The sequence below is a fragment of the Arthrobacter sp. AFG20 genome (assembly GCF_002892795.1).
GTDB lineage: Bacteria > Actinomycetota > Actinomycetes > Actinomycetales > Micrococcaceae > Arthrobacter.
In genome coordinates, this window is record NZ_PJMC01000012.1 from 48,712 (window position 1) to 61,566 (window position 12,855).

Here is a 12,855-nt window from a genome sequence, read left to right on the forward strand (position 1 = left end):
CGCCCCGTCGCGTGAGCCGGTGCTCCCCTCAGGAAATAGGGGTCCAGTCGCGGTCATTGATGAACTCGTCCGGGCGGAACTCAACAAAGTTGGCGCCATCGAGTCCCAGTGACGTTGCGGTGCGCTGCAGGTTGGAGGTCGTGGCCACGGCCCCCCAGTTGCCGGTTTCGAGCCGCTGGTTCATGGCTTCGATGGCCGCGATATTTTCAGCCACGGTGAAGTTGCAGTGTCCTGCCCGATCAACGAAAGCCTGGCGAAGCAGGGAGTTTTTGCCCGCATGGCGGATAGTCTCGGCGTATTCTTCCTGGAATTCCACAGGCGCCAGAAGATCGACTGTGGTGTGCGTAGTCAGCAGTGGTACCTGCAGTTCGCCCGTGGGGGTGGAGGTGCGATGCATCCAATCGAGACCGTCCTGACCGGGTGCAATGTCGGCGTTGGCCGTCAAAGTGGACAGGTCCTTGCTCAGGTTCAGGCCGGCCACGCTGTACATCTGCTCCACTTGCCGGCGTTGGCCAGAGGAGCGAAGGACCTTGGAGTAGTCCACACCGGCCGTCCAGCCGCTGTCGCCGCCTGCCGCGTTGACGATGGTGTAACGGCGTTCGATGACGGTGGGGAGGCTGTCCAAAACCAGCTTCGCCTGGGCGGCTGCCAGCGCCTCCGGGTTGTCCACGTCCACGCCGTCCAGTTCCGTGGGGGTGTTCAGCAGGGCGGCCACCAGTGCGATCCTGGCCCTGCCTTCAGCGGATTTGTTGGCCTGCTGCAAGGCGGCCTTCAGGCTCCCGATGGTGGCGGTGGACTGCTCCGGGGCGGTGAAACCGGTGAGCTGGATGTCCTGCCCGGGGAGCAGCAGCTCGGCGGCAGCATAGGCCGCGTCCAGCTGGTAGTTGTTCAGCGACACCCCGCCGCCAACCAGGCCGCAGGTGCTGACGGCACCGTCGATGCCCGATTCCGGGATTTCGGCCATCATGCTGGTCACGAGGCCTCCCATGGACCGGCCGACGGCGATGACGCGGCCTGGATCGCCGAACCGTTCCCCGAAAGCTGCCAGCGTGTCCAGCTGATCCTGCGCTGCAGTCCCGAAGGCCCAGCCGGTGGTGGCGTAGGACGAGGACGCGACGGCGTAACCCCTGCGGACCAGTTCGCTGGCGGTGGGGGCGAATCCGTTGTCCCAGGCCGGGTTGGCCGGTCCTGGCCGGAAGCCATGCGCGAAGAGCACCAGCTTGCCGTTCCAGTCCGCCGGCACATCAGCGCGCCAGGCCGCTCCGTCTGGAAGGGTTCCCTCAGTGGTGACGGGTGAGCCGGTCGGCGCTGTGGCAAAAGCTGACGGGCCGGTGGCTGGCGGGGCGGCAACGGCGGCCGGGGACATGGCGGCTGCCGCAAGCACTGCGGTAAGGGCTGATGTTGAAACGATGGTGCGGCGGCGTCGGCGCAGTTTGGGGGGCAATTTGGAAACCTCACTCGAAATCGTTGAATAAGACAACTGATGATTATCTTAACGATTTCAAAAGTCAACGTTTTTTGTAGGGCTGTCAGGCGCCTGCTCCCCACAGGGCCTTCCGCAGCAGCGCCCGAAGTTGGTCCGCCTCGGCAGTGGTGAGGGCTGAGAGCTGCTCGTGCTCGCAGGCGTCCAGGGCCGAGCGTGCCTTGGTGTGCATCTTCCGGCCCTCGGCAGTGGAGGTGATGATCTTGGCGCGCCTGTCCTGCTTGCCCTGCGTGCGCTCCACGAGGCCGCGCCGTTCCAGGTCGTCCACGAGGCTGACCACCTGGCTGGGGTCAAGGCTGAGGAAATCAGCCAGTTCCCGCTGGGTCGGTTCCAGTCCGCTGCAGGCAAGGGTCAGGACCGAGAAGGAACGTTCCCGGAGCCCGAAGTCCGCCAGTGCCCGGTTGTTCAGCACCGAGCCCGCCGCGTGCAGCTTCGCCAGCAGCAGGCCGATGTCGTTGCCGATCCGGGACGCGGCAAGCCGCGGGGTTCCGACTTCAGTGCTCTGCGTAGCCATGCCAACTCCAGTAGTAGTAAAAAAAGATCATTGACAATTTCAACGATCTATCTTTTCATTGATCAGGACAAGGATCTCACGTCGCAGTGGGATCGGACTTACCGGCTTCGGCCGGAACTGCATGCGAAGGAGCACGCCATGAGCTTGAACGGCAAGGTTGCGATCGTCACCGGAAGCGGGCAGGGCCTCGGCCTCGCCTATGCAAGGGAACTCGCCCGCCAGGGTGCCGCCGTCGTCATCAACGACGTGAATACCGAAACGGCAGCGCAGGCCGTCGCGCAGATTGAGGCCGACGGCGGACGGGCAGCCGCCGTCGTTGTCCCCGTCGGAACCACGGCCGCCGCCAAGGCATTGGTTGCAGGAGCGGTTGAGAACTTCGGCCGCCTGGACATCCTGGTCACCAACGCTGGCATCCTGCGGGACAAGAGCCTGCTGAAGATGACCGACGAGGACTTCGACCTGGTCATCAACGTGCACCTGAAAGGGACCTTCACCTGCGTCCGCGAGGCGTTCGCCTACTTCAAGGAAAACAGCATCGCGGGCCGGATCATCACCATCGGTTCGCCCACGGGCCAGCGCGGCAACTTCGGCCAGACCAACTACGCTGCGGCGAAGGCCGGCATTGTAGGCATGGTGCGGACCTGGGCGCTGGAGATGAAGAAGGCCGGGGTGACGGTTAACACGGTCATTCCGGTCGCGGCCACGGCGATGACCAAGACGGTGCCGTACTTCCAGAAGGCCGTCGAGGCCGAGGAACGGGGCGAGACCATGCCATCTTTCTTCCGCCACGACCTGGGCTTCGGCACCGCCGGCGACGTCGCCGGGCTGATTGCGTTCCTCGCCTCCGACGGGGCAGCCGCCATCACCGGGCAGGCCATTGGCGCCGGCGGGGACCGCCTCCAGGTCTGGACCCACCCCACCGCGGCAACCACCGAATACCGCGACGGCGGCTGGAGCTACCAGGCTCTGCACGACAACGCCGGCGAACTCTTCAACGCGGACACGCTTCAGGGCTACGGCGAGGAATTCCTCCCGCTGCCGGCCGAGCTGCAGCCCGAACCGGCCCCGGCCCGCTGACTACCAGCCTTCATAAGGAAGAGACATGCGCTACGAACTGGGCATCGACGCCGCGAAGCTCGACGCGATCGACATGCACGTCCACCTCGAGGTGGACAGTTGCGGCCACGGCTCGCTGCCGGAGGCGCTCACCGAAGCCTCCGCGAAGTACTTCAAGGCCGAGGACCGCACCCCGTCCCTTGACCGCATTGCCGAGGTCTACCGCGAACTGAACATGGCCGCGGTCGTCTTTACCGTGGACGCGCGGACCCAGCTCAAGCACGAGCCCAACAGCATCCCGGACCTTATCGTGGGTGCGGCCCGGAACAACGACGTGCTGATCCCGTTCGGCAGTGTTGATCCCCGCACGGGGGAGGACGCCATCGCCGGGGCCAAGCACCAGGCCGTGGAACTCGGCGCCCGCGGCTTCAAGTTCCACCCCAGCCTGCAGGGCTTCGACCCTTCCAATGAACGGTTTTACCCGCTCTGGGAGACACTCCAGGAACTGGGGTTGCCCGCCGTCTTCCACACCGGCCAGAACGGGATGGGTGCCGGGCTGCCCGGCGGGTACGGCATCAAGCTGGCCTACTCCAACCCGCTGCTGCTGGATGCGGTCGCGGCGGATTTCCCCGGCCTGCAGATCATCATGGCCCACCCCTCAGTGCCGTGGCAGGAGGAGGCGAACTCGATCGCCACTCACAAGGCCAATGTCTTCATCGACCTCTCCGGCTGGTCACCCAAGTACTTCCCGGAGTCACTCGTGAAGGCTTCCAACTCCTACCTGCAGGACAAGGTGCTGTTCGGCACGGACTTCCCGCTGATCACGCCGCAGAAATGGCTCGCTGCCTTCGCTGACCTGCCGCTGAAGGACGAGGTCCGCCCGAAGATCCTCAAGGACAACGCCGTGCGGCTCCTCGGTCTGGTTGGCTGAGATGGGAACGACGACGGCGGAACGGGCCGCGGGTGCCGCACCCGCGGACGGCGGGACCAGGCTCTACGGGGTTTCTGACTTCTACGACACCGAGGCCCTCCTCACCCACGACGAACGACAGGTCCTGACCCGGCTCCGGAATTTCCTCGACCGGGACGCCAAACCCTTGCTGGCCGAGTACTGGGAGCGGGGCGAATTCCCGGAACAGCTAGCGAAGCCCCTGATCGGTCTTGACCTCATGGAACCGGCCGAACTGGCTGGGTCCGGCCCGGCAGACGTTCCCGCCCGGGGGATCTACCAGGGCTTCCGGATCTTTGAACTTGCCCGCACTGACGCGTCCCTCGCCACCTGGTACACCGCGCAGGCCGGCCTCTTCCGCACGGCCATCCGCGTGGGTGCTTCCGAGGAACAGCAGCACGAATGGATGCCCAAGGTCATCGACTTCTCGCTCAAAGGCGTCTTCTCGCTGACTGAACCGGAATCCGGATCGGACATCGCCGGCGGCCTGTCCACCACTGCCCGTTTCGAAGCGGACGCGGACGGCGGCAGCTGGGTCCTGGACGGCGCCAAGCGCTGGATTGGGGGAGCATCAACGGCCGACGTCCTCGCCGTGTTCGCCCGCGACACGGCCGACGGACAGGTCAAGGGGTTCCTCGTGGACCGGAAGGCCGCAGGCGTCAGCCTGGAGAAGATCCACGGCAAGACATCGCTGCGGATGATGCAGAACGCCCACATCACCCTCGACGGCGTCCGGGTTCCAGAGTCCATGCGCCTGCACAACGTCAACTCCTTCCCGGACGTCGCGGCCATGCTCCGGGCCATGCGCTCGGACGTTGCGTGGATCGCCACCGGCATCCAAGCGGGCGCCTTCGAAGCGGCACTGGCCTACGTCAACCACCGCAGGCAGTTCGGCCGCCCATTGGGGTCGTTCCAGCTGGTGCAAGAGAAACTGGCCCGGATGCTGGGAAACATCACCTCTTCCCTGTCGCTTGTGGTCCGGCTGACTGAACAACAGGCCCGCGGCATTTACCGGGACCAGGATTCAGCCCTGGCCAAGATGCAGACCAGCCTGTTGATGCGCGAAACCGTGGCGCTTGCCCGCGAAGTGGCCGGCGGCAACGGCATCACCCTGGACTCCGGCGTCGCGCGTTTCCATGCCGACGCGGAAGCCGTCTATTCGTACGAGGGCACGCATGAGATGAATGCCCTCATTATCGGCCGCGCCCTCACGGGCGAAAGCGCCTTCACCCACTAACCCACCACCGCGCCACAACCAGGAGGCAAAGATGCCCAATCTCGTCGTCGATTTCGACACCCTGCTCACCATGACCGGGACCGACCTCGGCACCACCGACTACCGCCAGATCACCCAGGAACAAATCAACCTCTTCGCCGACGCCACCGACGACCAGCAGTGGATCCACACCGATCCCGAACGCGCCAAAGACGGCCCGTTCGGCGCCCCCATCGCCCACGGCTTCCTCACCCTCTCCCTGATCATTCCGTTCTGGGGCGAACTGTTCGACGTCGACGGCGTCACCACCAAAGTGAACTACGGCCTGGACAAAGTGCGCTTCACGTCCCCGGTCAAGGTCGGCTCGAAAGTGCGCATGCAGGCCACCATCGCCGAAGTCATCGAGGTCAAGGGCGGCGCCCAGATCAAGGTCAACGCAACCATCGAAATCGAAGGCCAGGAACGCCCCGCCGTCGTGGCCGAATTCCTCGCCCGGTTCTACAAGTAAGCGGCCCTGCAGGCAACCACTCCTCAAAGCTCAAGGCGGTTCACAACGTGAACCGGCCCTGCAGTGCACCCCAAAACACCCTCCCTCATCCCGAAGGAACAGCCATGTCCGGACACACCACGCTCGCAGTTGCGGGCACGACCGCGAAGCGCAAAGAGGCGCGCACGGTCATCCTGTCCAGCTATCTGGGCAGCACCATCGAGTTCTACGACTTCCTGCTCTACGCCACGGCCGCCGCAGTGGCCTTCCCGAAAGTCTTCTTCACCGGTGCCGACGAATGGGTGGGTGTCGTCGCCGCCTACGGCACCTTCGCAGCCGGTTACGTGGCGCGTCCCCTGGGCGGCGTGATCTTTGGCCACTTCGGTGACCGGATCGGCCGCAAGGGCATGCTCATCATTTCCATGGCAATGATGGGCATTGCCTCCACCCTCATCGGGCTGATCCCCGGCGCCAGTGTGATCGGCCCCTGGGGAGCAGTTCTCCTGGTGCTCCTGCGCGTCTGCCAAGGGATCGCCGTCGGCGGCGAATGGGGCGGAGCGGCACTGATGGCGCTGGAACACTCCGACCCCAAGCGGCGCGGCTTCGCCGCCTCCTTCGTCAACGCCGGTGCCCCCACCGGTGCGGTGCTCGGAACCGTTGTAATGGGGATCTTCTCCGCCCTGCCCCAGGATGCTTTCCTCGCCTGGGGATGGCGCGTGCCGTTCCTACTGTCCTTCGTGCTCCTGATTGTGGGCATGTTCGTGCGGCTGCGGGTAGCGGAAAGCCCGATTTTCGCTGAGGCCGTCGCCAGGGAAGGCGCCCAAGGCGCCAAGCGCAAAATCCCGCTGCTGGAGGTGTTGCGCCGCCCCAAGGCACTGATCATGATCATGTTCGCCGGTGCCGCAGGCTTCGGGCTCCAGGTGGTGCTGCCCACATTCTCCGTGACCTACGCAGTGTCCAAGGGCGCTCCGCAACAGGGTGTCCTGTATGCCTTCGCCGGTGCCTCGGCGATCTCCATCCTGTTCGTCCTGCTGGGCGGCCGCTTGTCCGACCGGTTCGGCCGCCGTCCAGTGATGGTTGCAGGACTGGCGCTGTTTATCGCCTACCTGTTCCCCATGTTTGGAATGCTCAGTTCCGGCAATGTCGGCCTGATCTTCCTGGCCTTCACAGTGGCCCTCATCCTCCACTCATCCCTCTACGGCCCGCTTGCAGCTTTCGTGTCCGAGCAGTTCGGCACCACCAACCGCTACACCGGTGCCGCCGTCGGATACCAGCTGGCCACCCTGATCGGCGCAGGATTTACCCCGGGCATCATCGCCGGTCTGTACAAGGACTCCGGCCAGAGCATCGTCCCCGTGGTGGTGTTCCTGTCTGTCATGGCAATGGTGTCGATTGTTTTCATCCTGCTGACGCGGGAGTCTAAGAACAACGACCTCACTACGGTCCGTTAGGAGAACCCATCATGGACAACAACGGAGTTGGATCCTGGCTGCACCGCCGCCGCGCCAAGTCAGGCCCGAAGGCAGCACTGGTCTCCGGAGCGCACACCCTGAGCTATGGCGAACTCGCAGACCGCACTGACCGGCTGGCCAATGCCCTCCACGACCGGGGAGTGGCCAGGGGGGACCGGGTGGCCTACCTCGGTGAGAACCACCACTCGTTCGTAGAGACCTTCTTTGCCTGCGGTCTCCTCGGGGCGATTTTTGTCCCGCTGAACACCCGGCTCGCCGCCCCGGAACTGCAGTTCCAGCTGCAGGACTCCGGGGCGCGGCTCCTTGTCAACGCCTCCGCCATCGACGCGCTGGCCGTCGCTTCTACGGAGGAAACCGTCGTGACCCGCCGCCTGGTAGTGGCGTCCGACGGCGTCACAGGGGGTTACGCAGCCCAGTCACCGTCTGGCCAGCCGCCCGCCGGCGTCGAACACTACGAGGAGGTGCTGGCAGCGGCAGCCGCGGTTCCCCTGGATGAACCGGTGAGCCTGGACGACCCGGCGATGATCCTCTACACCTCCGGCACCACGGGCAAGCCCAAGGGCGCTCTGCTGACCCACGGCAACATCACTTGGAACTGCATCAACACTGTGGTGGACATGGACCTGAGCCGGAACGACGTTGCGCTCATGATCTCGCCGCTGTTCCACGTGGCCTCGCTGGACATGGGCCTCCTGCCCATGCTCCTCAAGGGCGCCACCGTAGTACTCGAAGCCAAGTTCGACGCCGGCCGGGTTCTTGAGGTGATCCAGCAGCACAAAGTCACCACCCTCAACGGCGTTCCCACCACGTTCCAGATGCTCTGCGACCACCCAGAGTGGCCGACGGCGGACCTCAGCTCCCTGGACAAACTCACCTGCGGTGGTTCGGCGGTTCCACGCAGAGTGCTGGACGCCTACGAGGCACGCGGCATTGGGTTCACCAGCAACTACGGCATGACCGAAACCGCGCCCGGCGCCACCATGCTGCCCGTGGCGCGGTCCAAGGACAAAGCCGGCTCGGCAGGCCTGCCCCAGTTCTTCACGGACGTGCGTATCGCCGACCCATTCGGCTGCGTGGTCGCCCCTGGCGAGGTGGGCGAAATCCAAATCTCCGGGCCCAACGTCATCAGCGGATACTGGAACCGCCCGGAGGCCAATGCGGAAAGCTATGCGGACTCGTCCTGGTTCCGCTCGGGCGACGTCGGCTATCAGGACGACGAAGGGTTCCTGTTCGTCTCGGACCGGCTCAAGGACATGATCATCTCCGGCGGGGAGAACATCTACCCGGCAGAAGTTGAAGCAGCTATCATCGAACTTTCCGCCGTAGGCAGCGTAGCCGTTATCGGGGTTGAAGATGACAAATGGGGTGAAGTGCCGCGCGCCATCGTCACGCTCCGCCAAGGTGCTTCACTCAGCGAAGAACAATTGCGGTCCCATCTTGAGGGACGACTGGCCCGCTACAAGATCCCAAAATCCGTGGTCTTCGTGGATGAAATGCCCCGCACGGCGAGCGGCAAAATCCGCAAGATGGAGCTTAGAACGCAATTTGCGCAATGACTTTCCCCGCCTCTGGCAGCCTGTCAATCCACCGCCTTTGAGCGCCAGCACGAGGGCATTCCGTTGCTCTACCTTGATGGGACATTCGAGGGTGGGGTGGGATTTTAGGGCTGTTCAGGGGCAAGTACAGGCTCTAAGCTTTTGCCTCACCCACCAGCTTTAGGAGGCACTTGTGCACAGCGCTGACCAGATGGACCGAGCGGTTCAGACTCATCACCTCCAAGAAGCCCTCCGCGGGCGCATGGTTAGGGGCAGGGAGTGGGCTACCCCCGGCGTCGAAGCGGCCCTTCGGCGGGCTTTGGCAGGTATCGATACCGGCCTGGAAGCAGCGTCACCACGCTTGCAGGCGAGCCTGCGGATCATTGCAGATGAGCTGGCCGGGAAAGTGGAAGCAACAACGCCCCGGCTTCACGAGCGGATCGCGAGGCTGATCCCCGCGGCTGAGCTCCGGCCGCAAGCGATCCCAGCAGGAAGGAAGCCCAGGACGATCTGGTGGCTTGCAGCGGCGATAGTGGCTATTGCCGGGGGCGTCGTCCTGTGGCGGGCAGTGCGCCCGGTTCCCGAACCGGAAGTCGCACCTGAGGGTGAAACGGCCGGGGATCGGCCGCCTCAAGTGCAACCTGACGTATAAGACAACTAGCCCCGCCGCATGCGCAAATCCGCTGTCGGTAGCGTCGGGCCGGTTGGCATCCAGCCAACCTTACTGGCGGGTAAGGCTTATGTTCGACGGATGCAGCGGCTAGCCTTGCGACGGTGGCCCGGGACAACCATCTTGGGCAAGAAACTTGCGGAGGACCGGACTTATGGCAAGGGCAGTGGCGTTTTCCATGACGGCTATGCCCAAAAACGGTGCACAGGGCAGCTTCCGCAACACCGTGTTGAGCCTGAAGACAGATGACCTTCAGGACTGCATCCTGTCCGTGTTTCATATCGGCGACTCGTACGCACTGTTCAGTGGCGAAGCCCTCCCCGCCCCGCACACGACCACCAACGCCGACCTCCGGGAGTACCTGCTCCGCCGGCTCGCCGGAGACGACACCGGCTTGGACCTCGAGGTAAAGATCGCCCGGGTTTCAGAATCCGTCCGCTCCCGGTCGTGACCTCAACCACCGACCGTTGGATCGGGGTGTATGGCTCCTGGGGCAGAAGCTGTGACGCGGTGAAAGTCAGCCAGCAGATGGTGCACGTAATGCCGACACGTGAAAGGGTGCCCAGACGCGGTGCACCCTTTCACTTGTGTTCGGGTCAGTCCTTCTTGAAGGCGTCCTTGACCTTCTCGCCGGCCTGCTTCAAATCACCCTTGGCCTGATCGGCCTGGCCTTCTGCGCGCAGGCTTTCATCGCCGGATGCGGCGCCTGCCGCTTCCTTGCCCTTGCCGCTGGCCTTCTCAGCGGCGTTCTCGATCTTGTCGCCTAGTCCCATGGTGTTTCCTCCTCTGGTTGGCGGCCGTTCGATGCGGCCATACAGACAAGCCAAGCATGCTTAGCATTCCGTTTCAAACCCTGGAGCGTACTGGCGGCAGGAAGATGGATCCCACTGTTGCCCGCATAATCGCTGAAGGAGATCGGCAGGCGCGGGGTGAGCACGCTATCAGCCGCCGAGCTTCCTGACGCCGGATTTTTGGCGTGCGAATGATTTGACTATTTGTATGCCAGGCTGAGCAGCAGGGCCTTGAGCTGGCGGAACTTCGTGGTTGCCATCCACGCTTTGGCCGCGTCGGGGGTTGCGAAGGCGGGCTTCTTCTCATCGTCGAAGACCACGAAGGCAGACGTGACCCCGTTGGGCAGGAGAACCTGGTTGGTTCCGGAATTGTCCTGGGAGGGCAGAAACTCGTGGGCGAGCCTGACGTCCATGAAATAGTGCAGGCTGCCGGCGATGACGTCGTAACCGAACCCGAACTCGGTGGTTTTGCCGGCCTTATCAGTGATCCCGGGCACAGGCGTGTGTTCCAGGACGGTCCGCTTGGCGGGGCCGGCGGCGGCATCGCCGTACATGCCGCTGAGGACGCGGGCCACTTCGGACCCAGAGCTGTCCGCCACGACGGCCACCACGGAACCGGCCTTGTCCTTCTCAGTCAAGTACGGGCCCTGCTCGGTCCTGACTTTCCAGTCGGCTGGGTAAGTGAATGAGATGTGCCCGTCAGGGAAGGTGAAACTTTGCGTTTGCTGGGACGTTTCCGCGCCGGGAGCAGTTGCGGACGGGGTTGTTGCCGGCGCCGGTTCAGCCGTGGATGTTGGAGTAACCACTGTGGTTGTGACGGGCTGCTGCGGACTGCCCTGCTGAGCGGTACAGGCAGTGCTGGAGAGCACCATGCCTGCCAGAGTGGCTGCCGCCAACGAATGGTGCATGCTGCGTGTCTTCAATTTGTCTCCAAAGGAAGTGCGCGGACAGGGCGTACAGAGAATACCGCTCCCGCCTGCTCCTGGACATGCCCCGACCGTTAGCGCAAGGCAGGGGCTGCATGGTTCTTAAACAGAGCGCAGGGCCGGCGGAGAACCGCCGGCCCTGCACTTTTGCAACCACCACATCACCAGTGATCTGCACTCACCCGCACGCCATGCGTGACGGAGTCTTTAGAAGTGGAGCCTCTAGGACCGCAGGAAGAACGTGGCCGCAGCCCGCTCGTTCTTGCCCACCTTCGCCAATACGAGGGCACCGTCCCGGAGCACCAGGTAGGAACCAGGCACGTCGACTGACTCGAAGGAGGCGCCCGCGGCGTCCGAGAGGCCACCCCGCTGAAGGAAGGCCGACGACGATCCCTCCGTGGAGGCGATCGAAACCGCTGACCCCTGCACCCGGAGATAACGGCCCTTGGTCAGGACAGGTTCGATGACCACCGAGTTCTTCTTGGCGTACCCCGGGGCGAGCCGGAACTGGGACGCACCCAGCGCCGGGGAGGAAGCGGCGGTGACGGTGACGCCGTCGTGCGCCAGGAAAGTACCCGAAGCAGAGGCGGGTTCCAAGCGGACCGGCAGTTCGCCGTCGCCTACCGGTACACCGAAGTTCGGTGTGCCGTCCGCGTTCCAGTACAGCCGCTGCACCCGGGCGTGCCGGTTGGGGTCGTACAGCGGATCGCCCACGATGTTGCGGTAAGACCGGGCGTGGTACACGAGCACGTCCTTGCCGGCCTCGTCAACGGTGAAGGAGTTGTGGCCGGGGCCGTACTGCTTCGATCCCTCGTTGGTGGTGAACACCGGAGTGGGTGTCTTGGTCCAGGATGCCGCGTTGAGCAGGTCGGCGCCGGCATCCGCCGTCAGGAGGCCCATGCAGTAGTTGGCGTCCGTGGCGCTCGCGGAGAAGGTGACGAAGATCCGGCCGTTCCGCTTGATCACCGCGGCGCCTTCGTTGACCTTGTAGCCGCGGGTCTCCCAGTCCAGCGTCGGAACGGCAATGCGCACCGGGGTGCTGGAGAGCGTCGACGGCGACGACATGGAGGCAATGTACAGGCTGGAGTTCACGCCGGTGTCGCTCTGCGCCCATAGCAGATACCGAGTCCCGGCGTGCTCGAACGTGGTGGCATCCAGCGAGAACGTGTCGGCGTGCGTGTGCACCCGGACCGGTGCGCCCCAGACGGCGTTGGTCGGGTCCGCCGCGTCCGTGGAAATCACGTAGATCCGCACCCGGAAGACGTCGCTGCTGTCGCCGGCGGCGAAGTAGATGTGCCACTGGCCATCGAAGTGGTGTAGCTCGGGTGCCCAGATGTGGCCGCCCATGGTTCCGGAGGCGGGCCGCGTCCAGACGACCGCTTCCGACGCGCTGCCGAGCCCAGCGATGGTGGGGGAGGAGCGGACGACGATGCGGTTGTACTCGGGCACGGAGCCGGTGAAGTAGTACTTGCCGTCCGTGTGCTTCATGAGCCACGGGTCCGCACGCTGCGGCACCACGGGGTTGATCAGCGGAGCTGAATCGACGGCGGCGGCAGCGGCGGGCGCCGCCAGCAAGGCTCCGCCTCCGGCTCCCGCAACAGCGAAGGCTGCTGCTGCGGCGGTCCCGGAGCCGAGGAAGAGCCGGCGGGAGAACTGGCGGTTGACGGAATCATTCATGCTGAAAAAGTCCTTTCGACGTGCGGGAGTGACGTGCGGGAGTGACGTGCGGAGATGACGCGTGGGAGGGGCGGGAGGG

12 protein-coding genes are annotated in these 12,855 nt (G+C 64.5%); 7 read left to right on the top strand and 5 right to left on the bottom strand.

The window, feature by feature from the left end; genetic code table 11:
• Positions 1–28: 28 nt before the first annotated feature.
• Positions 29–1,444, bottom strand: a complete 1,416-nt coding sequence (locus CXZ05_RS14765; RefSeq protein ID WP_102973304.1) for a S9 family peptidase — start codon at positions 1,442–1,444, stop codon at positions 29–31.
• 85 nt (positions 1,445–1,529) lie between these two features.
• A complete protein-coding gene (locus CXZ05_RS14770; RefSeq protein WP_102973305.1) occupies positions 1,530–1,997 on the bottom strand; it encodes a MarR family winged helix-turn-helix transcriptional regulator in 468 nt (155 codons plus the stop codon).
• A gap of 138 nt (positions 1,998–2,135) precedes the next feature.
• Between CXZ05_RS14770 and CXZ05_RS14775 the strand changes: the two genes are divergently transcribed.
• The 7 genes from CXZ05_RS14775 to CXZ05_RS14810 all read left to right on the top strand — a co-directional run bounded on the left by CXZ05_RS14775 (position 2,136) and on the right by CXZ05_RS14810 (position 9,833).
• The gene (locus tag CXZ05_RS14775; RefSeq protein WP_102973306.1) at positions 2,136–3,074 is read left to right on the top strand and encodes an SDR family NAD(P)-dependent oxidoreductase; all 939 of its coding nucleotides are present in this window, start codon (positions 2,136–2,138) and stop codon (positions 3,072–3,074) included.
• 25 nt (positions 3,075–3,099) lie between these two features.
• A complete protein-coding gene (locus tag CXZ05_RS14780) occupies positions 3,100–3,984 on the top strand; it encodes an amidohydrolase family protein (protein WP_102973307.1) in 885 nt (294 codons plus the stop codon).
• Between the two features lies 1 nt (position 3,985).
• Entirely contained in the window at positions 3,986–5,239 is a 1,254-nt protein-coding gene (locus CXZ05_RS14785; RefSeq protein WP_102973308.1) for an acyl-CoA dehydrogenase family protein, read from the top strand.
• A 31-nt stretch (positions 5,240–5,270) separates the two neighbouring features.
• Positions 5,271–5,726: a MaoC family dehydratase gene (locus CXZ05_RS14790; RefSeq protein WP_102973309.1), complete on the top strand. Its 456-nt coding sequence runs from the start codon at positions 5,271–5,273 to the stop codon at positions 5,724–5,726.
• Between the two features lie 104 nt (positions 5,727–5,830).
• Positions 5,831–7,156 carry an MFS transporter gene (locus tag CXZ05_RS14795; protein ID WP_102973310.1) on the top strand — a complete coding sequence of 442 codons (1,326 nt, stop codon included), beginning with the start codon at positions 5,831–5,833 and terminating at the stop codon, positions 7,154–7,156.
• Between the two features lie 11 nt (positions 7,157–7,167).
• On the top strand, positions 7,168–8,733 hold the full coding sequence (gene menE / locus CXZ05_RS14800) for an o-succinylbenzoate--CoA ligase (RefSeq protein ID WP_102973311.1): 1,566 nt from the start codon (positions 7,168–7,170) through the stop codon (positions 8,731–8,733).
• Between the two features lie 827 nt (positions 8,734–9,560).
• On the top strand, positions 9,561–9,833 hold the full coding sequence (locus tag CXZ05_RS14810; RefSeq protein ID WP_146033099.1) for a hypothetical protein: 273 nt from the start codon (positions 9,561–9,563) through the stop codon (positions 9,831–9,833).
• Positions 9,834–9,978: 145 nt separating this feature from the next.
• Here the strand turns inward: CXZ05_RS14810 and CXZ05_RS14815 are convergent, their stop codons facing one another.
• From CXZ05_RS14815 to CXZ05_RS14825, 3 genes are all read right to left on the bottom strand, one after another.
• Entirely contained in the window at positions 9,979–10,155 is a 177-nt protein-coding gene (locus CXZ05_RS14815; RefSeq protein WP_102973314.1) for a CsbD family protein, read from the bottom strand.
• Between the two features lie 218 nt (positions 10,156–10,373).
• Positions 10,374–10,811: a hypothetical protein gene (locus CXZ05_RS22865; RefSeq protein ID WP_146033100.1), complete on the bottom strand. Its 438-nt coding sequence runs from the start codon at positions 10,809–10,811 to the stop codon at positions 10,374–10,376.
• Between the two features lie 510 nt (positions 10,812–11,321).
• Positions 11,322–12,776, bottom strand: a complete 1,455-nt coding sequence (locus tag CXZ05_RS14825) for a family 43 glycosylhydrolase (protein WP_102973316.1) — start codon at positions 12,774–12,776, stop codon at positions 11,322–11,324.
• Positions 12,777–12,855: the final 79 nt, after the last annotated feature.

Excerpts from the sequence above, each read along its gene's own strand:
- CXZ05_RS14825 (WP_102973316.1), bottom strand. The coding sequence starts at position 12,776 with ATGAATGATTCCGTCAACCGCCAGTTCTCCCGCCGGCTCTTCCTCGGC.
- CXZ05_RS14815 (WP_102973314.1), bottom strand. The coding sequence starts at position 10,155 with ATGGGACTAGGCGACAAGATCGAGAACGCCGCTGAGAAGGCCAGCGGC.
- CXZ05_RS14770 (WP_102973305.1), bottom strand. The coding sequence starts at position 1,997 with ATGGCTACGCAGAGCACTGAAGTCGGAACCCCGCGGCTTGCCGCGTCC.
- CXZ05_RS14775 (WP_102973306.1), top strand. The coding sequence starts at position 2,136 with ATGAGCTTGAACGGCAAGGTTGCGATCGTCACCGGAAGCGGGCAGGGC.
- CXZ05_RS14790 (WP_102973309.1), top strand. The coding sequence starts at position 5,271 with ATGCCCAATCTCGTCGTCGATTTCGACACCCTGCTCACCATGACCGGG.
- CXZ05_RS14810 (WP_146033099.1), top strand. The coding sequence starts at position 9,561 with ATGACGGCTATGCCCAAAAACGGTGCACAGGGCAGCTTCCGCAACACC.
- CXZ05_RS14795 (WP_102973310.1), top strand. The coding sequence starts at position 5,831 with ATGTCCGGACACACCACGCTCGCAGTTGCGGGCACGACCGCGAAGCGC.
- menE (WP_102973311.1), top strand. The coding sequence starts at position 7,168 with ATGGACAACAACGGAGTTGGATCCTGGCTGCACCGCCGCCGCGCCAAG.
- CXZ05_RS14785 (WP_102973308.1), top strand. The coding sequence starts at position 3,986 with ATGGGAACGACGACGGCGGAACGGGCCGCGGGTGCCGCACCCGCGGAC.
- CXZ05_RS14780 (WP_102973307.1), top strand. The coding sequence starts at position 3,100 with ATGCGCTACGAACTGGGCATCGACGCCGCGAAGCTCGACGCGATCGAC.